This window comes from Rhodococcus sp. WMMA185, assembly GCF_001767395.1.
Classification (GTDB): domain Bacteria; phylum Actinomycetota; class Actinomycetes; order Mycobacteriales; family Mycobacteriaceae; genus Rhodococcus_F.
This window is the reverse complement of record NZ_CP017014.1, coordinates 3552223-3570613: the sequence shown is the minus strand read 5'-3', so window position 1 is coordinate 3570613 and position 18391 is coordinate 3552223. Positions and strand designations below refer to the sequence as shown.

At 63.9% G+C, this 18391-nt stretch carries 17 protein-coding genes; 14 read left to right on the top strand and 3 right to left on the bottom strand.

The window, feature by feature from the left end:
- Window positions 1–43 precede the first annotated feature (43 nt).
- Window positions 44–1978, bottom strand: a complete 1935-nt coding sequence (gene acs, locus BFN03_RS16065; RefSeq protein WP_070379843.1) for an acetate--CoA ligase — start codon at window positions 1976–1978, stop codon at window positions 44–46.
- An 80-nt stretch (window positions 1979–2058) separates the two neighbouring features.
- The gene (locus BFN03_RS20925) at window positions 2059–2190 is read right to left on the bottom strand and encodes a hypothetical protein (protein WP_269748451.1); all 132 of its coding nucleotides are present in this window, start codon (window positions 2188–2190) and stop codon (window positions 2059–2061) included.
- Window positions 2191–2373: 183 nt separating this feature from the next.
- Here BFN03_RS20925 and BFN03_RS16060 point away from each other — a divergent pair, with 183 nt between their 5' ends.
- The 12 genes from BFN03_RS16060 to BFN03_RS16005 all read left to right on the top strand — a co-directional run bounded on the left by BFN03_RS16060 (window position 2374) and on the right by BFN03_RS16005 (window position 14523).
- Window positions 2374–3990, top strand: a complete 1617-nt coding sequence (locus tag BFN03_RS16060) for a peptide ABC transporter substrate-binding protein (RefSeq protein ID WP_070379842.1) — start codon at window positions 2374–2376, stop codon at window positions 3988–3990.
- 125 nt (window positions 3991–4115) lie between these two features.
- Window positions 4116–5042, top strand: a complete 927-nt coding sequence (locus BFN03_RS16055; RefSeq protein ID WP_070379841.1) for an ABC transporter permease — start codon at window positions 4116–4118, stop codon at window positions 5040–5042.
- Window positions 5035–6012, top strand: coding sequence for an ABC transporter permease (locus BFN03_RS16050; RefSeq protein WP_070379840.1), 978 nt, complete (start codon window positions 5035–5037; stop codon window positions 6010–6012). Before BFN03_RS16055 ends, BFN03_RS16050 begins: the two co-directional genes overlap by 8 nt.
- Window positions 6009–7754 (top strand): dipeptide ABC transporter ATP-binding protein, encoded by a 1746-nt coding sequence (locus BFN03_RS16045; protein WP_084385647.1) that lies wholly within the window; start codon window positions 6009–6011, stop codon window positions 7752–7754. The genes BFN03_RS16050 and BFN03_RS16045 overlap by 4 nt, the downstream gene beginning before the upstream one ends.
- A gap of 48 nt (window positions 7755–7802) precedes the next feature.
- Window positions 7803–8552, top strand: a complete 750-nt coding sequence (locus tag BFN03_RS16040) for an oxidoreductase (protein ID WP_070379839.1) — start codon at window positions 7803–7805, stop codon at window positions 8550–8552.
- A gap of 1335 nt (window positions 8553–9887) precedes the next feature.
- Window positions 9888–10976, top strand: coding sequence for a septum site-determining protein Ssd (gene ssd / locus BFN03_RS16035; protein WP_070379838.1), 1089 nt, complete (start codon window positions 9888–9890; stop codon window positions 10974–10976).
- The gene (locus tag BFN03_RS16030) at window positions 10973–12175 is read left to right on the top strand and encodes a TadA family conjugal transfer-associated ATPase (protein WP_070380990.1); all 1203 of its coding nucleotides are present in this window, start codon (window positions 10973–10975) and stop codon (window positions 12173–12175) included. The genes ssd and BFN03_RS16030 overlap by 4 nt, the downstream gene beginning before the upstream one ends.
- A complete protein-coding gene (locus BFN03_RS16025) occupies window positions 12172–12963 on the top strand; it encodes a type II secretion system F family protein (RefSeq protein WP_070379837.1) in 792 nt (263 codons plus the stop codon). Before BFN03_RS16030 ends, BFN03_RS16025 begins: the two co-directional genes overlap by 4 nt.
- The gene (locus BFN03_RS16020; RefSeq protein WP_070379836.1) at window positions 12960–13547 is read left to right on the top strand and encodes a type II secretion system F family protein; all 588 of its coding nucleotides are present in this window, start codon (window positions 12960–12962) and stop codon (window positions 13545–13547) included. Before BFN03_RS16025 ends, BFN03_RS16020 begins: the two co-directional genes overlap by 4 nt.
- Window positions 13548–13604: 57 nt before the next feature.
- Complete coding sequence (locus tag BFN03_RS16015) at window positions 13605–13805, top strand: DUF4244 domain-containing protein (RefSeq protein WP_070379835.1); 201 nt, start codon at window positions 13605–13607, stop codon at window positions 13803–13805.
- Window positions 13805–14179, top strand: a complete 375-nt coding sequence (locus BFN03_RS16010) for a TadE family type IV pilus minor pilin (RefSeq protein WP_070379834.1) — start codon at window positions 13805–13807, stop codon at window positions 14177–14179. The genes BFN03_RS16015 and BFN03_RS16010 overlap by 1 nt, the downstream gene beginning before the upstream one ends.
- Entirely contained in the window at window positions 14179–14523 is a 345-nt protein-coding gene (locus BFN03_RS16005) for an Rv3654c family TadE-like protein (RefSeq protein ID WP_070380989.1), read from the top strand. The genes BFN03_RS16010 and BFN03_RS16005 overlap by 1 nt, the downstream gene beginning before the upstream one ends.
- Window positions 14524–14658: 135 nt before the next feature.
- Here BFN03_RS16005 and BFN03_RS16000 read toward each other — a convergent pair whose 3' ends face one another.
- Complete coding sequence (locus tag BFN03_RS16000; protein WP_070379833.1) at window positions 14659–16947, bottom strand: DEAD/DEAH box helicase; 2289 nt, start codon at window positions 16945–16947, stop codon at window positions 14659–14661.
- A gap of 461 nt (window positions 16948–17408) precedes the next feature.
- Here BFN03_RS16000 and BFN03_RS15995 point away from each other — a divergent pair, with 461 nt between their 5' ends.
- Together BFN03_RS15995 and BFN03_RS15990 are read left to right on the top strand one after the other, a co-directional pair.
- Window positions 17409–17612, top strand: a complete 204-nt coding sequence (locus tag BFN03_RS15995) for a cold-shock protein (RefSeq protein ID WP_005248460.1) — start codon at window positions 17409–17411, stop codon at window positions 17610–17612.
- Between the two features lie 139 nt (window positions 17613–17751).
- Window positions 17752–18390, top strand: a complete 639-nt coding sequence (locus BFN03_RS15990) for a hypothetical protein (protein WP_084385646.1) — start codon at window positions 17752–17754, stop codon at window positions 18388–18390.
- The last annotated feature ends 1 nt before the right edge of the window (window position 18391 follow it).

Sequence of the window (18391 nt, the reverse complement as noted above, 5' to 3'; positions counted from 1 at the left end):
CCAAGACTCGTCAACCACTCCGACTTGTTCGGACGGGGTGCGTCTATTTGCCGCGAATGGCGTCGAACACCTTGGGGTCGACCAGAGTTGACGTATCACCGAGGTCGCGACCTTCGGCGATGTCACGGAGTAGCCGGCGCATGATCTTGCCGGATCTCGTCTTGGGCAGTTCCGGGACGATGGTGATCTGCCGGGGCTTGGCGATGGGGCTGATCTCCCGGGACACTTCGGCTTTCAGTTCGGCAATGAGATCTTCGCCGGTGTTCTCGACCTCCTGACGGAGGATGACGAACGCGACGATGCCCTGTCCAGTGGTTTCGTCCGAGGCTCCGACGACGGCGGCTTCGGCGACACCTTTGTGACCGACGAGGGCGGATTCGACCTCGGACGTGGAGATGCGGTGTCCGGAGACGTTCATCACGTCGTCGACACGGCCGAGGACCCAGAGTGCGCCGTCCTCGTCGTACTTGGCGCCGTCGCCCGCGAAGTACCAGCCCTGCTCGGGGTAGCGAGACCAATAGGTGTCGCGATAGCGGTCCATGTCGCCCCAGATGCCGCGGAGCATCGAGGGCCAGGGCTGGTCGAGCACGAGGTACCCGCTCTCGCCGTTGCCGAGCTCGTTGGCATCGTCGTCGACGATCTTGGCGGAGATTCCGGGCAGCGGTGCCATTGCGGATCCGGGTTTGGCGGCGGTGATGCCGGGCAGCGGAGAGATCATGATCGCCCCGGTCTCGGTCTGCCACCAGGTATCGACGATGGGCGCCTGGTTTCCACCGATCACCTCACGGAACCATCTCCAGGCCTCGGGGTTGATCGGCTCGCCGACAGAGCCGAGGAGCCGGATCGACGAGAGGTCGTGGGAGTCCGGAATCTCGCGTCCCCACTTCATGAATGTCCGTACCAGGGTCGGTGCGGTGTAGTAGATCGTGACGCCGTACTTCTCGATGATCTGGAAGTGCCGGTGCTCGTCCGGAGAGTTCGGGGTGCCCTCGTAGACCACCTGGGTGACACCGTTCGACAGAGGTCCGTAGACGATGTAGCTGTGTCCGGTCACCCAGCCGATGTCGGCGGTGCACCAGTACACGTCCTGTCCGGCTTTGTGATCGAAGACGTTGTGGTGGGTGTAGGAGGCCTGGGTGAGGTAGCCGCCGGAGGTGTGGATGATGCCCTTGGGCTTTCCGGTGGTACCCGAGGTGTACAGGATGAACAGCGGATGCTCGGAGTCAAACGGCCTGGCCTCGTGCTGGTCGGAGGCCTTGTCGACAGTTTCGTGCCACCACAGGTCTCGACCCTCGGTGACCTCTACGTCGATGCCGGTGCGCTTCACCACGACCACGTTCTGCACGGACTTCGCGCCGTCCACGGCCTCGTCGACAGCGGGCTTGAGCGCTGCTGCCTGACCGCGCCGCCACTGCCCGTCAACCGTGACGACGAGTTTGGCTTCGGCGTCGTCGATGCGTGAACGCAGCGCGTTGGCGGAGAACCCGGCAAATACAACCGAGTGGGTCAGCCCGAGGCGTGCGCAGGCGAGCATCGTGACGATGGCCTCGGGGACCATCGGCATGTAGATCGCAACCCGGTCGCCGGCCACCAGGCCGAGGTCGGTGAAGGCATTGGCAGCCCGGCTGACCTCGGCGAGTAGATCGTTGTAGGTCAGGTCGCGAGTGTCGCCCGGTTCGCCTTCGAAGTGGATGGCGACACGGTCGCCGTTGCCCTCGAGGACGTGGCGATCGACGCAGTTGAATGCGACGTTGAGTTGGCCGCCGACGAACCACTTGGCTACCGGAGCCCCGGACCAGTCGAGTACCTCGCCGAACGGCACGTGCCAATGCAGGCGCTCGGCTTGCTTCGCCCAGAAAGCCAGACGGTCTTCGTCGGCGGCGGCCTGGAGTCCGGGCCCCGCGTTGGCGGCCGCCGTGAACTCGGGGCTAGGCGGGTACACCTGCGGGGAGGCTTCGTGTTCGGCAGCGTTGGTCATAGGTGGCCCGGCCTTCTTTCCGTCTCGTATCGATAGTTCCGACACATGTGAAGGTAGCCACATGTGACTTTCGAGTGCAGCTAATCACACAGTTGGACGCCAGGGTTCTGCGACGACCGGTCCGGTTTGCGCGACCGACGGAAGGTGACGACGACGAGCGGGGTGTTGCGTGACGAACGCCGCTTGCCGAATGTTGATGTGTCGAGTTTCATGTTTCGGGGTTACGCAGACTCGGGCTGTGACTTATTGTCAACACATTATCCGTCCGGGTTCGGGCAGTTGATCATCCGTTCGGACGGTCGATCCTCCGCCCCGGTCGCAGTTCGATTGATGCGGTCGGTTCGGGTTGCGCCCGGACCACAGCCTCAACTGACTAGAGATCTGGGAGGATCGTCTTGCGCATCACACGCGTGGCTACCGCTGCCCTGGCGGTTGGCATGGCAACAGCGCTGTTGGCTGCCTGTTCGACCGGCACTTCTACGGGCGGAGGCGGCGCCGGAGTCGTCAACGCCTGGGCCGGTGAGCCGCAGAATCCGCTCATTCCCACCGATACGAACGAGAACATGGGTGGGCGCGTCCTCGATTCGCTGTTCGCGGGTCTGGTCTCGTACGACGCCGACGGCCGGATCAGCAACGAGGTCGCAGACTCCATCGACACCGCCGACGGCCAGCTCTTCACCGTGGAATTGCAGGACGGATGGACGTTCACGGACGGTACGCCCGTGACAGCCTCCTCGTTCGTCGACGCGTGGAACTACGGTGCACTGTCCACGAATGGGCAAATCCAGGCCTCGTTCTTCGAACCGATCCAGGGCTATGACGAGGTGGCAGCGGAGAATCCAACCGCGACGACGATGTCGGGACTGAACGTGGTGGACGACTCCACATTCACCATCGAGTTGAAGCAGCCGGAGGCCGATTTCCCTGACCGGCTCGGGTTCACCGCGTACTACCCGCTGCCCGCCGTCGCGTTCGAGGACATGGCCGCGTTCGGCGAAAACCCGATCGGCAACGGTCCGTATATGTTGGCCGGACCCGGAGCGTGGCAGCACAACGTGCGCATCGACACGGTGGTGAACCCCGACTACGACGGCAACCGCAAGGCGGAGAACTCCGGCATCGACTTCATCATGTACAACAACCTCGACACGGCGTACACGGACCTGTTGGCCAACAACGTCGACGTGCTCGACCAGGTCCCCCCGAGCGCCGTCACCACGTTCGAGAGCGATCTTCCGGGTCGTACGGTCAACCAGCCGTCTGCGACCATCGAGACGTTCACGATTCCGAGCCGCCTGCCGCACTTCAGCGGTGAGGAAGGCACGCTGCGACGTCAGGCCATCTCGATGGCTATCAACCGCGACCAGATCACCCAACAGATCTTCAATGACACCCGCACCCCTGCACTCGATTTCACCAGCCCCGCCCTCGCGGGATGGTCGGGCTCTCTGGACGGCAACGACAATCTGAAGTACAACCCGGACGAAGCCAGGAGGCTGTGGGCCGAGGCCGACGCCATCGCCCCGTGGTCGGGAAGCTTCGAGATCGCCTACAACGCCGACGGTGGGCACAAGGACTGGGTGGACGCGGTCAGCAACAGCATTCGCAACACCCTTGGTATCGAGGCGATGGGCAGGGAGTACCCGACGTTCGCGCAGTTCCGCACCGAGGTCACGAATCGCACCGTCCCGAGCGCATTCCGTTCGGGGTGGCAGGGCGACTACCCGCAGCAGTACGGTTTCCTCTCTCAGAACTACCAAACGGGTGGCGGTTCGAACGACGGCGACTACTCCAACCCGGAGTTCGACCGGCTGCTCGTGGAGTCCGCGGGCGAGACCGATCCACAGCAGTCCCAGGACCTGCTCAATCAGGCGCAGGAAGTCTTGCTACACGATCTTCCCGCCGTGCCGATGTGGTACCGCAACGCTGCTGCCGGCTGGTCGGAGGTCGTATCGAACGTGACGATCGACTGGAAGGGCGTCCCGATGTATTCCGACATCGTGAAGAACTGACGCTCCACTCTTCGACGACATCGGTGGGGCCGCGAGCAGACCGTTCGCGGCCCCACTTCAGGGAATGCAAAGCCTTCAACGTCGCCACCCCTGACGTCACAGCCCTATGAATAGGAGGTGATCCGATGCTCTGGTATATCGGTCGCCGCTTGCTCCAAATGATCCCCGTGTTCATCGGGGCGACCTTCCTCATCTACGCCATGGTGTTCCTCTTGCCGGGAGATCCGATTGCGGCTCTCGCGGGCGACAGGGCACTCAGTCCGGGTGTCGCTGCGGAGCTCCGCGCCCGCTACAACCTTGATCAGCCCTTTCTGATGCAGTATCTGCTGTATCTGAAAGGAATCTTCACCCTCGACTTCGGGATGTCCTTCTCCGGCCGTCCGGTCAGCGAGGTTCTGGCACAGGCCTTCCCGATCACCCTCAAGCTTTCGCTGATGGCGCTGGCCATCGAAGGGATCTTCGGGATCGGGTTCGGGTTGTTTGCCGGATTGCGAAAGGGCGGCATCTTCGACAGCTCGGTCCTGGTCGTGAGCCTGGTGATCATTGCGATCCCGATCTTCGTGATCGGATTCCTGGCCCAGTTCTTCATCGGCGTCAAATGGGGGTTGGTGCCGCCGACCGTTGGCGGGAACACGAGCTTCAAGAATCTGCTGTTGCCCGCTTTCGTGCTCGGTGCGGTGTCCTTCGCGTACGTGTTGCGACTGACCAGGACCTCGGTGGCGGAGAACCTGACAACCGACTACGTGAGAACGGCTACAGCGAAGGGGCTTTCTCGCCGGCGGGTGGTGCAGGTGCATGTCCTGCGCAACTCCCTGATCCCGGTCGTCACATTCCTCGGGGCGGATCTCGCCGCTCTGATGGGTGGCGCGATCGTCACCGAGGGCATATTCAACATCAACGGTGTCGGCGGCACGATCTATCAGGCAGTGACCCGCGGCGAGGCGCCCACGGTGGTGTCCTTCGTGACGGTACTCATCATCGTATTTCTGCTGGCCAACCTGATAGTTGACCTCCTGTACGCCGCGCTCGATCCGAGGATTCGCTATGCCTGAGAATCAGCAGACCGACAGTGCCGTTACCGCGGGTGGCCGGAAGGACCGTCAAGCGCATTTCGTTGCGCCCGAACAAGTGGCCGCGCCCGCAGAGGTCGACGCCGTGCATATCGACCAGCCACCGACGAGCATGTGGGCCGATGCCTGGCGGGATCTGCGCCGGCGTCCGCTGTTCGTGGTGGCGTCGCTGATCATCCTCGTCGTCGTGGCGGTCGCCGCCTTTCCCGGCCTGTTCACCAGCACTGACCCGCGGTTCTGCGACCTGACGTTCAGCATGCAGGGTCCGTCGTCCGGTCACTGGTTCGGCTTCGACAGGCAGGGTTGCGACATATATTCGCGCACCATCTACGGGGCGCGGGCGTCGGTGCTGGTGGGCGTCGGGGTCACCTCGCTGGTGTTGGTCGTGGGAGTGGCCCTGGGCGCCGTCGCTGGGTTCTACGGCGGAGTGGTGGACTCGGTGCTGTCCAGAGTGACCGACATCTTCTTCGGCATCCCGTTCATCCTGGCCGCGATCGTCTTGATGCAGTTGTTCACCGACCGCACCATCTGGACGGTGATCCTCGTCCTCGCGCTGTTCGGCTGGCCACAGATGGCACGAATCGCTCGCGGCGCGGTGATCTCGGCGAAGAACAACGACTACGTGATGGCGTCGCGGGCGCTGGGTGTGTCGAATTGGCGCACGCTCATCCGACATGTTCTACCGAATTCGCTGGCCCCGATCATCGTGATCGCGACGATCTCGCTCGGTATCTACATCGTTGCCGAGGCAACGCTGTCCTTCCTAGGGATCGGGTTGCCGACTACCGAGGTTTCGTGGGGTGGAGACATCAGCACGGCCCAGGTCACCTTGCGTCAGGGCTCTCCGATCTTGTTCTATCCGGCCACGGCACTGGCGATCACGGTGCTCGGGTTCATCATGATGGGCGACGCTCTGCGGGACGCGCTTGACCCCAAGGCGAGGAAGAGGTGAGCGCGATGTCCACGAACGAACTAGCCGGACAGCAGGATTCGGGAGAAGAGGTGCCGCTGATCGAGATCCGGGACCTGGAGGTGTCCTTCGAGTCTCATTCCGGCAGCGTGCCGGCAGTGCGTGGGGTGAGCCTGACGGTCTACCCGGGGCAGACAGTGGCGATCGTCGGCGAGTCCGGATCGGGTAAGTCCACCACCGCTCACGCGATCATCAACCTGCTTCCCGGAACCGGAAAGGTGACCGGGGGCCAGATTCTCTTCGAGGGAAGGGATCTGACCGGGATCTCCGAGCGGGAGTTCGTCGGGTTGCGTGGACGAAATATAGGACTGGTACCTCAGGACCCGATGTCCAACCTCAACCCGGTGTGGAAGGTCGGGTTCCAGATCGAGGAGGCGTTGAAGGCCAACGGCGTTGCGAAAGGAAAGGCGGCGAAGGTTCGCGCGGCCGAGTTGCTCGAGGAGGCAGGTCTCGCCGATGCCGAGAACCGCCTGAGGCAGTACCCGCACGAATTCTCCGGCGGCATGCGACAGCGTGCGCTCATCGCCATCGGTTTGGCGGCGCGCCCGCAGCTGCTGATCGCGGACGAGCCGACTTCGGCTCTAGACGTCACGGTCCAGCGGCAGATCCTCGACCACCTCGATGGTCTCACCAACGAACTCGGCACGGCGGTTCTGCTCATCACCCACGATCTGGGTCTTGCCGCAGAGCGGGCCGAACACCTGATCGTGATGAGCAAGGGGCAGGTCGTCGAGTCGGGTCCCGCTCTGGAAATCCTGCAGCGGCCGCGCCATCCGTACACGCAGAAGCTGGTGTCCGCAGCGCCGTCACTGGCGTCGCAGCGGCGAAGCTCGTCGCTGGCCCGAGCCGACATCCGGGAGCATTCCCTCGAAGCGGTCGGCGAGGCCGAGCAGCACGGCGAGATCGGAGTGGAGTTCGGTCGTGCCACCGATGATGTTCTCGTGGTCACCGGTCTGAACAAGGCTTTCAAGATCCGTCACGGGCTGCGCAAGACTTCCGAGTTCAAGGCCGTCGACGATGTCTCGTTCTCTGTCCGGCGCGGAACGACCACCGCCATCGTGGGCGAGTCCGGGTCCGGAAAGTCGACCGTTGCACAGATGGTCCTTGGGCTTCTAGCCCCCACGTCGGGGAACGTTGTGTTCGACGGCAAGGATGTCTCGATGCTCGACCGTCGGGAGGTGCTCGCTTTTCGTCGCCGGGTGCAGCCCATCTTCCAGAACCCTTACGGCACGCTCGACCCCATGTACTCGATCTTCCGAACCATCGAGGAGCCCCTTCGTACCCACAAGGTGGGGACCAAGGCGGAAAGGGAAGCGCGGGTTCGTGACTTGCTGGACAAGGTAGCGCTGCCGACCTCGGTGATGCGAAGGTTCCCGAATGAGTTGTCCGGGGGGCAGCGGCAGCGCGTGGCGATCGCCCGGGCGCTGGCTCTGCAACCAGAAATGGTGGTGTGTGACGAGGCGGTGTCGGCGTTGGACGTGCTGGTTCAGGATCAGATTCTGACTCTGCTCAACGACCTGCAGGCAGAGTTGGGGTTGACGTATCTGTTCATCACCCATGACCTGGCGGTCGTTCGGCAGATCGCCGACGACGTGCTGGTCATGTCGGCCGGTGCCATCGTGGAGCAAGCCACCACGGACGAAGTGTTCAGCTCCCCGAGCGAGGACTACACGCGGAAGTTGCTCGAGGCGATTCCCGGCGGATCGATCCCGCTCGGCGTCTGACACGGGGCGCTACCCGACGCAGTGAGGCGCCGGGTAGCGTTCTGAGCTGTGAGCGATCCATTGCAGCCCCTCGTCGACCTTCCCGGAGTCCGCGAGGCCGCGGATCGTGCGCGTGAGGCACTCGGCGCAGTTCACCGGCACCGGGCCAACCGGCGCGGGTGGCCGACCACGGCGGCCGAGGCCGCGGTCAGGGGTGCCCGCGCCTCGGCTTCGCTCGACGGGGGCAGCACTGAACTTCCCACTCCAGGGCAACCAGGCGATCCGATTCTGTCGGGTTCCCTTCGCGTCGGGCAGGCGCTCGACGGTGACGCGCTCGCGCTCCTTCAGTCCACGTGGAGGAGAGCACCCCTCCAAGCGCTCGCGAGACTGCATCTGCTGGCTGCGGCCGACCTCGTGGAGAATCAAGAACTGTTGGGTAGGCCCCGTGCCGACCGTGGTGTGGCTGAGCGCCTGGATGGACTCGCGCAGCTCGTTACCGGGGGGACGGATGCGCCAGCTCCCATTCTGGCAGCCGTGGTACACGGGGAATTGTTGACGCTGAGGCCGTTCGGAGTCGGCGACGGTATCGTCGCTCGTGCCGCGTCTCGCCTCGTGGCCGTGTCGAGCGGACTCGATCCCCACAATCTCGGGGTGCCGGAGGTCAGCTGGTTGCGTCGACCGCAGGCGTATCGCAACGCAGCTGCGGCATTCGCTTCCGGCGAGACGGAGGGCGTTGGAAGCTGGGTCATCTTGTGCTGCGGTGCATTCGAGGCGGGTGCGCGAGAGGCGACTTCGATCGCAGATGCAGCCTCGGGCTGAGGGCTTTCGCTGAAATCTCCTGTGCTGCAGGCGAAGATCGGCCTAGACGCAACGAGGGCGGCGCTACCGACTACGTCAGCTTCGCCGCCCATCAGCACGGACAACTGGTTACCAAGCGTGCTCGGTGGGTTGTGTGACTGGCCTCGGCGAGAGTTCGTAGCCGTCGGGTCGTCCTGCAACCGGTGCAGGTTCCTTGCCGATCGAACTCGAGTCTCGCAGGCCCACAACGCTTTCGCCCTTATAGTGGCTTGTGCTCCGCGTGGGTACCGAGTGCCCGTGCTAGGAATCCTGGTCGGGAAATCGATCCTTCTCTTCCGGGTCGATTTTGGCCTTCCGTTCTTCCGTAACTCCTTTGTACCCCGTGGCAACCCTAGCTGCAAGGGCCAAATTCGGTTTGTGACCGTGTCGCACACCGGCGTGTTCGGGGCTTGTGGCGCACTGCTCGTCGGAAGATCGGGACTCTCGGCGCTGGTCCGCGAGCTCGCGGCGGCAGGGATTCGATGGTGTTGGCCGCCATGTCGGATCGAGAATGTTCGGAGGTGGGTTGGAATCGAGAAAGTTGATATGGGCCAACAGTTTCCAGTTGCGGTCTCCACATGGTTGATTGCATTTCTTTCGCTGAGGCAACGAAAACCGCCTCATGTGGATGCTGTCCTTCGCCGTCGGTGCGCGAAGTCAGCGTGCGGTCACTGCGGCGTGCGGTGAGTGCGGCGTGCGGTGAGTGCGGTGTGCGGTGAGTGCGGTGTGCGGGCAGCGCGGCGTGTGGATCTCGGGCGCCGGCGGGGACGGATTTGCCGACATGCCCATCGGGGTACGATTGCGGCTTCCCGATCGAGGCTGCGGTAGTAGGCGTGGATACTCGCTCTGCCGGTTCGTAGTGACTCCCCCGGTACGGCAGATGGTTGCTCAGGGCCCGCAGAGCCCCCGACTGAAGTGAAGTTCGATCCCGACAATATCCGGAATCTTGTCCGGAATAGCGTCCGGAATCGGTGTTCGGATACCGAACGCTCGCGATGTTTCCGCGCTGTAAACAGGCTCAACAATCGCACTTGCGGATACCGATCGGGGAAGGTGTACTATGGCAAATGTTCCGGACTTGATCCGGACGGTGTTCAGCCCGACCCCCCGGGGCTGAACGCAGACGACCCTCGCCTCCTCCCCCCCTGGCGAGGGTCGTCCTCTATCTAGGGCACCCCATTTTCTCAATGCGCGCAGCGGCGATTTCCTGTCCGTAAATTGGTGCGTCAGTACCAGATTTTGTCCACAGGGCAGAAGTTGTCCACAGTTCGAGCAGACTCCCTTTCGGTGGTCCGATCTACCGGGCACGCTCACTGCATGGACGCAGAAAGCGGCGATGAAGTGCTGGTATTGGTCGAGGACCCAGCGCTGCTGCACAGCATCAGACGGGTCGCCGCAGCGGCCGACCGGGGGTTGAACGAGGCCGATATCGCGGATGCGCGGCGCGTGTGGGGAACCGCGCCCATCGTGATCGTCGACCGCCATGCTGCGATCGAGTGCCGCAACCGGCTCCCCCGTCGACCCCGCGTGGTGTTGCTGTGCGATGGCCCACCGGCTGTCGAGGAGTGGCGGATTGCAACCGCGGTCGGAGCAGAGCACGTGCTGGGAGTGCCAGACGATGAAGCGGCACTCGTCGCCGTGCTCGGTGAGCAACTTGAACGGGTGGAAGGGGACGGGGCCGTCCTCGCCGTCGTGGGTGGGTGTGGTGGTGCCGGCGCCTCCACCTTGGCCGCGGCGATCGCACTCACCGCCGCGGCGCGGACGCAGTCGACACTTCTGCTCGACGCCGACGCTTGGGGATCCGGTATCGACGTGTTGCTTGGCATCGAGGAGGTGCCGGGGTTGCGATGGTCCGGATTGTCTATCGAGGGAGGTCGCATCTCCGCCGCCGCCCTGCGCGATGCACTCCCACCGCTTGGCGAGCGGCTTCGGGTGCTTGCCTGCGGCCGGAGGAGTCACGGCAATACGGGGCCGACGGCGGCTGCGGTCCGTGCCGTGATCGACGCCGGCCGCGATTCGGGCGATCTGGTCGTCTGCGATGCGTCCCGATTCCCCAACCAGGTCACGGAGACCATTCTCGAAGTGGCGGATCTCGTGCTTCTCGTCGTCCCGGCAACCGTGCGTGCATGCATCGCGGCCGGAAAGGTATCGGCGTGGATCGCCGATCTGAACCCTAATCAAGGCTTGGTGGTTCGCGGACCGGCACCTGGAGGGTTGCGCGGGCCCGATGTGGCGGAGGTCCTCGAACTGCCGTTGATCGCATCGATGCGTGCCGAGCGCCGGCTCACCGGGATGCTCGAACACGGGGGACTGAGTCCTGGCAAACGATCCCCGCTGACCGTCGCAGCCGGGACCGTCCTCGATACGGTTGGCAGTAGACCGCGGTCGCGGAAGTGGGCAGCGTGAGTTCCCTCGTTACCCCGGACCTTCTCGACCGCGTGCGCGAGCGTCTCGCGCACGCGTCCGGCGAACCAACGCCGGCGATGGTCGCAGCAGCTGTTCGTGCGGAGTCCGGTGGAGTGCTCGGCGACACGGACCTGCTCGCCGCTCTCCGCGTACTGATGACCGAACTCACTGGGGTCGGTCCGCTCGAATCGTTGCTAACCGAGCCCGGTATCGCCGACGTGCTCGTCACCGCACCGGATCAGGTGTGGGTAGATTGCGGTCGCGGGCTCGAACGCACGGCTGTCCGATTTCCCGACGAGGCTGCGGTGCGCCGTCTGGCCCAGCGCCTTGCTTTGACTGCCGGCCGCCGACTCGATGACGCGCAACCTTGGGTAGACGGACGGCTTCGAGAGGTCGGGAACGGTTCGTTCGGAGTTCGGCTCCACGCCGTGCTCGCCCCCGTTGCTCAGGGCGGTACCTGCCTGTCGCTGCGGGTTCTTCGTCCGGCTACACAGGGTCTCGACGCGCTGGTTGCGCGCGGCGCCGTGGCGGAAGACGCACACCAATTGTTGTTGAAGATCATCCATGCGCGGCTCGCTTTCCTGGTCACCGGCGGCACGGGAGCGGGGAAGACAACTCTCTTGGCTGCTCTGCTCGGGGCGGTCGATCAGGCCGAGCGGATCGTTTGTGTGGAAGACGCCGCAGAATTGTCGCCTACGCACCCACATGTGGTTCGGTTGGTAGCCAGGGCTCCCAATGTCGAAGGCGTCGGCGAGGTAACCGTCCGGGATCTCGTCCGACAGTCCCTCCGGATGCGCCCGGACCGAATCGTCGTCGGTGAGGTGCGGGGCGCTGAGGTCGTCGATTTGCTGACTGCACTCAATACAGGGCACGACGGTGGCGCGGGAACCGTGCATGCGAACTCGCCAGAGGAGGTGCCTGCACGGCTCGAAGCGTTGGCAGCCCTGGGGGGAATGGACCGATCTGCCTTGCACAGCCAACTAGCTGCCGCCGTTCAGGTGATCCTGCACGTCCACCGGTCCTCGGATGGAGCTCGCCGGTTGACCCAGATCGGTGTCGTCACACGCGACGAGGACGGGAAGGTCACGATCATGCCCGCCTGGAGTGAGTTCATCGGTGAGGGGCCGGGAGCGCAGCGACTTGCGCACCTGTGCTCTCGGCGAGGATCCTTCGATCCGGCACCCGTGGAGGTGCCGTGATCACAGGTCTGCTCACGCTCGCTCTTGCGGTGCTGGTGGTGCCGCCTTCAAGATCACAGCCCCGGTTGAACGCGATGATCGGCGGAATATCAACCCGCCGACGGGCGCCGGTTCCCTGGACGGTTCCGCTCGCACTGATCGGCGCTGTGGCTGTATACGAAATGGGCGGGTACTTCGCGGTATTGGCGACGATAATCATCTGTGCGACAGTATGGTTCAGGCTCGCTCGCCGCCGTTCGACCCGGGCGAAGAACGCTGAACTGCGGCTCATCCTGTCGAGCCTCGAGGTGGTTGCGGCGGAACTACGCGTGGGCACACATCCGGCTGCGGCCTGTGAGATCGCGGCCGACGAGTGCAAGGGCGCCGTATCGGCAGCCTTCCGGGCGGCCGCGGCGCGCTCACGTCTCGGTGGGTCTGCTGCTGACGGATTCCGGATCACCAGCTCTCGCGTCGGAATCGAGCTAGGGAGGATCGCCGACATCTGGGCCGTTGCGGAAGCACACGGCTTGGCGTTGGTGGAGCTTCTCGAGGCTGCGCGTGCGGATCTCTTGGGGCGTAGTCGCTTCAGTCAGCGCACCGAGGCCGGGCTGGCGGGGGCGAGGGCAACGGCAAGTGTGCTCGCCGGGCTACCGCTGCTGGGTATAGGCCTTGGAGAGATGATGGGCGCGGCCCCCGTGACGGTGCTGTCCGGCGGTGGGCTCGGCGGAATCCTCTTGATCCTGGGAGCGGGGCTGGTATGTGTGGGCCTGCTGTGGACTGACCGAATCACGGGACGTGTGACCGGATGATCTGGTGTGCAGTGCTCCTCGCTGCTGGCGCGTTGCTGGTCTTCCCCGGACGCAAGCCGCCGATGCAGCGTCTGCAACGACACGACGACGTCTCGACTGGCGCCGCTGTCTCAGCGAAGGGTGTGACAACACGTGACGATCCTCTCGCGGTCGCGGCGAGTTTCGACCTGCTGGCAGCGTGCTTGCGTGCGGGACTCCCGGTCGCGTCGGCCGCCGAGGCAGTGTCTCGCTCGGCCCCGCCGCCATTGTCTCGATCGCTGCGCCGTGCCGCCGATCTGCTTGCCTTGGGAGCCGACCCCACCAGCGCATGGGAGACGGCAGCATCGGACCCGGCCACCGAATCACTCGCCCGCATGGCGCGACGGTCGGCGCGATCGGGTTCCTCGCTGGCGAGTTCGATGACCGAACTCGCCACCGACAGCCGTATGGAAGCCGAGCATTCGGCAGCGGCATCTGCCGAACGTGCCGGGGTGCTCATCAGCGGGCCGCTAGGGCTGTGCTTTCTGCCGGCGTTCATCTGCCTCGGGATCATCCCGGTCGTGGTCGGACTGGCCTCACGCGTACTCGACGGCGGATTGCTGTGACAAATAGATACTTCCGGCGCAGAACCGCTGTGTCGGATACTCCAAGAGGGGGACATCATGGAACGCCGAATCAGCGAACTGACAGCCAGACTGGCGCTGCTGGTAATGGACGACGAAGGAATGTCGACCGCGGAATACGCGATCGGCACGATCGCAGCCGCGGCCTTTGGCGCGATTCTCTACTCGGTCGTGACCGGCGACAGCATCGTCACCGCCTTGACGAACATTATCGACAAAGCGCTCAACACATCAGTGTGATGATTCAGATTGGGAGACTTGGTCGTTCGGAAGTCGGAGGCGTGACGGTGGAGGTGGCGATTGCGATAGCGTCGACCATGATGGTTATCGTGCTCTGTGTCGGCACGGTCACAGCGGCGACGCTACACGTCCGATGCGTCGATTCAGCACGTGAGGCTGCCAGGCTCGCCGCCCGTGGTGATCACGAGTCAGCGCTTTCCGCTGCGGCCAGAGTCGCCCCAGACGGTGCCGAGGTGCGAGTCCGGACGGAAGGGGAGTTCATCGTCGCTACTGTGCGGGTGAGTAGTCCGTTTCTTCCACTGGTGAACATCTCGGCAGAAGCCGTTGCGGCACTCGAACCCACGGTTTCGGGGTGGAGCGGAGGTGCGCGGTGATGGCCGGTGACCGGGGTTCGGCGACAGTGCTGGCGTGCTTCGGACTTGCGGCACTTGTCGTGGTCACGGTCATGTTGATGCACGTCGGGTCGGCGGTGTCGGTACGGCACAGGGCGCAGTCGGCCGCGGATCTGGCCGCACTTTCCGCCGCGGTCGGGTTGGATCGTGGCACCAGAGCGGCCTGCGCCGCAGCAGACGAGGTCATCGAACGGATGCGCACCGCAATGGTGTCCTGTGAAGTAGACGGATGGGATGTTGAGGTGGCCGTTGCGGCGCCGGTACTGCTGTCCTCGTTCGGGTTCCGCGAGGCGAAGGCTGTCGCGAGGGCGGGTCCGGCGGAGTGAGGCCTGGTAAGTCGTTCATTCAAATATGAAGTGCACGTTGGAGTTCACGCTCCTGACGCAGACGGTCGGCTCTGGCCTATCCGTTCGTGGACCGATGGACCGATGGGCCGACTGTCCGCGTCAACCCGGTGCCGCTCAACCCAGTGCCGTCACCACCGAAGTGAGGACCCGTATGGCCCCATCCTTGTCCAGTGGGTCGTTCCCGTTTCCGCACTTGGGCGAGTACACGCAGGACGGGCAACCGATCGTGCACTCGCAGGACACGATCGCTTCTCTGGTTGCAGAGAGCCAGTGGGTGATTTCGGTGTGTCCTCGATCGGCGAATCCGGCACCACCGGGATGGCCGTCATATACGAAGACCGTCGGTAGCCCGGTGTCGGCGTGCAAGGCGGTCGAGACACCGCCGATATCGCCTCGATCGCATGCCGCGACCAGTGGCAGTAGGCCGATGGCGGCATGTTCTGCCGCGTGTAGTGCGCCGGGTACGCGTTCGGCCGGCACACCCGCCTTCAACAGAAGTTCGGGGGTAATCGTGTACATGACTGCGCGGGTGGGCAGCGTCTGCACCGGCATCTCCAATTCGACGGCGTCGAGGATCGAACCCGAAGGGTGTCGGCGCAGATACCCCGTCACTTGATGTGTGACTTCGACCTCGGCCAGTGCCACTTCGAGTTCGCCGAACAGTTTCTGCTCGAGCACCGCGGTGACTGCGATCTCGGTGGTCTCGAGGGCGGACGTAGTCCAGTCGGGATCCTCCGAATGGACCAGGGCGAGTCCCTGCTCGAGGTCGAGTTCGTCGACGACGTACGACTCTCCCTGATGGAAGTGGACGGCGCCGGGATGCACAGTCGCAGGTGCGCGCCCCGCATCGACAGTTCCGAGCATGCGTCCCGATTCGGCGACAACAATTGCGACTTGCGCTCCGATTCCGCCGCGAATGTCCAGGGCGGCATGAGGATTTGTTCCGGCGGTCACGAACCAGCCATTCGTTCGGCGTCGGATCAAGCCCTGCTCTGCGAGTTCTCCAAGGAGGTCGACTGCGCCAAATTCTTCGGCCTCCGTATTGGAGAGGGGTAATTCCATTGCCGCGCAGAGCAACTGTGGACCTAGAACGTACCTGTTGCTCGGATCCGTGACCGTAGCCTCGACCGGCTTGTCCAGTAGCGCGGACGGATGGTGCACCAAGTAGGTATCCAGGGGATCGTCGCGGGCGACCAGAACCACCAGTGCGCCCTGGCCGCGACGTCCGGATCGGCCACCTTGTTGCCAGAAGGATGCCACTGTGCCGGGGAATCCAGCCACCAATACGGCGTCGAGACCCGCGATGTCGACACCGAGTTCCAATGCGTTTGTCGTGGCCGCGCCGAGGAGCGTGCCGTTGGCGAGTGCGGACTCGAGTTCTCGGCGGTCCTCGGCGAGATAGCCGGCGCGATACGACGCGACCCGCGCTGCGAGTTCGGAATCCACCCCGCCGAGTAGACGTTTGGTCGTCAGTGCGGTCAATTCGGCACTACGGCGTGAGCGCACGAACGTGAGAGTGCGAGCGCCCTCAACCACCAGGTCAGCCATGATTCGTGCGGCTTCCGAATCTGCCGATCTACGGTTCGGACTGCCGTTTTCGCCGGTTGAGTCCCGCATGAGGGGTGGCTCCCAGAGCGCGATCGTTCTAGGCCCTCGGGGAGAACCGTCTTCCACCACCTCGGCGCAGGGTGCGCCAATCAGGCGCGAGGCCGCTACACCAGGGTCTGCGGTGGTGGCGGAGGCGAGCACAAAGACGGGGTCGGCGCCGTAGCGTGCGGCGATACGGCGGAGGCGACGCAGCACAAGTGCCACATTGGAGCCGAAGACGCCACGGTAGGAGTGGCATTCGTCGATCACCACGAAGGCGAGATTACGGAAGAAGTGCGCCCAGCGTTGATGGGTGCGAAGCAAGGAAATATGCAGCATATCGGGATTGGTGAACAGCCACCGTGAATTCTCCCGGGCCCAGTGCCGCGTTTCCATTGCCGTGTCGCCGTCGTACTCGCACGGATATGCGCTGCGGAGTTCGTCTTCGGGGTCGATGAGCGAGATTACGGCCCGCAGTTGGTCGGCACCGAGCGCCTTGGTAGGGGAGAGGTAGAGGGCAGTCGCTCGCGGTTTTGTCGCCAGAGTTGTGAGTACCGGAAGCTGATAGGCCAGTGACTTGCCCGATGCGGTGCCGGTCGATACGACGACGTTCGTCCCATTGTGCGCAAGGTCGGCGGCCGCGGCCTGGTGGCTCCATGGGCGGGCGATCCCGTTCTCCTGCAAAGTCCGAACAAGGCTGGGATGCGCCCAGGCGGGCCACTCGGACATTGAGGATGGCCGCGCCGGAATATCCGCAGCGAAGGTCAGCGGGGTATCGCCGCTGGGGACGCCTTCGAGAACTCGGTCGAGCAACATACGGCCGTATGTTCGGTCCGCATTTTCACTGTTGTCACTCGGTGAAAACGGTGCGTTCACTTATGTCTCCGGCTGTCGTCGGGGACGGGCGAGTAGCTTCCATGCCGCCACGACCTGCGCGCCGATAATGGTATCGAATGGTTTCTAGAAGTTGTTGTCCGGGGTGTTGCAGACGCTTGGGGGAATGCCGCGTTCGACTGCTTTTCGGTACGGGATGAACTTTTTTGTACGAATTGTGTTGATTTCGACTGTCGTGCACGCGGAGTTCGTGGTTGACTACAACTGGTCGCAGCTTCTGTGTTCGTGGACTTGAAAGAGTGAGCGTTCGCAGGATCGATGTTGCGAACGCGGTGCTCTGCTTTTCCTGAGGGGGAAATCAAGTAGTACAGCGCTCGGAACCGGCCCGGCGGATTGATAAGCGCTATCCGTCGCATCCGGTGGTTAGAAAGAGAAGGAAAAGCATGGCACAGGGCACTGTGAAGTGGTTCAACGCAGAAAAGGGCTTCGGCTTCATCGCACCCGAGGACGGCTCGGCTGACGTCTTCGTCCATTACTCCGAGATTCAGGGCAGCGGATTCCGCACCCTCGAGGAGAACCAGCGCGTGGAGTTCGAGGTCGGCCAGGGAACCAAGGGTCCCCAGGCCACCGGCGTTCGCGCAGTCTGATCCTGCCGTTCACCGTCGTGAACATGTAGTTCAGACAGACGGGCCTTCCGCGGCCGCGTCTCACTCGTCCCCCATCGTCCGAGGCGGTGGGGGACGAGTCGTTCTACGACAATGGTGCCGTGGCAAAAGGAATGTTCCAGTGAGTCAACTCTCCTTCTTCTCCGCCGAGGCAATGCCACCGGCGATCGCCGACCTCAGTGGGCTCCTTGCTGCGCCGGGGCAGGTGGTTTCGTCGGGTGAACGAGCGCGGGTCTCCATCGTGGTCGATGCACGGTGGCGAGCGGAGGGGCTCGAGGAGTTGATAGCTGAGGCCGGCCTCGAGGTCGAGATCACCCGCAGCGACGAGGGCAGCCTCCTGGTTCGTACCGGATCCGTCGTGGAACTGGGTCCACTCGCTGAGCAATGGACCAGAGGTGCGGTCAAGGCGGTGCCCGCGGGCTGGGTTCCGTCAGCGCGCCAGCTGAGGGCGTGGGCGTTGGCCTCGGGCCGGAGTGAAGCCGGGGGTCAGCGGTTTGTCCTCGGGCTCGATCCACATGCCCCGGATACTCATGCACCGTTGGCTCAGGCCTTGATCCGAGCCGGTATCGCGCCGACCCTGATCGGTACCCGCGGCTCCGGTCCGGGCCTCCGAATTTCTGGTCGGCGTAGGCTCGGCAGACTCATCGAGAGCATTGGTGACGCACCGGCAAGTGTCGGGGACTCGTGTGGCGGGACACACGCACAGGGCCGTATAGGTGGTATTGATCTGCGCGGATGGGATTCGGGTATGTCACCCTAGT

Coding starts and splice junctions, on each gene's coding strand:
- acs (WP_070379843.1), bottom strand. CDS start 1,978: ATGACCAACGCTGCCGAACACGAAGCCTCCCCGCAGGTGTACCCGCCT.
- BFN03_RS20925 (WP_269748451.1), bottom strand. CDS start 2,190: ATGAAACTCGACACATCAACATTCGGCAAGCGGCGTTCGTCACGCAAC.
- BFN03_RS16055 (WP_070379841.1), top strand. CDS start 4,116: ATGCTCTGGTATATCGGTCGCCGCTTGCTCCAAATGATCCCCGTGTTC.
- BFN03_RS16050 (WP_070379840.1), top strand. CDS start 5,035: ATGCCTGAGAATCAGCAGACCGACAGTGCCGTTACCGCGGGTGGCCGG.
- ssd (WP_070379838.1), top strand. CDS start 9,888: ATGGACGCAGAAAGCGGCGATGAAGTGCTGGTATTGGTCGAGGACCCA.
- BFN03_RS16020 (WP_070379836.1), top strand. CDS start 12,960: ATGATCTGGTGTGCAGTGCTCCTCGCTGCTGGCGCGTTGCTGGTCTTC.
- BFN03_RS16015 (WP_070379835.1), top strand. CDS start 13,605: ATGGAACGCCGAATCAGCGAACTGACAGCCAGACTGGCGCTGCTGGTA.
- BFN03_RS16010 (WP_070379834.1), top strand. CDS start 13,805: ATGATTCAGATTGGGAGACTTGGTCGTTCGGAAGTCGGAGGCGTGACG.
- BFN03_RS16005 (WP_070380989.1), top strand. CDS start 14,179: ATGGCCGGTGACCGGGGTTCGGCGACAGTGCTGGCGTGCTTCGGACTT.
- BFN03_RS16000 (WP_070379833.1), bottom strand. CDS start 16,947: ATGTTGCTCGACCGAGTTCTCGAAGGCGTCCCCAGCGGCGATACCCCG.
- BFN03_RS15995 (WP_005248460.1), top strand. CDS start 17,409: ATGGCACAGGGCACTGTGAAGTGGTTCAACGCAGAAAAGGGCTTCGGC.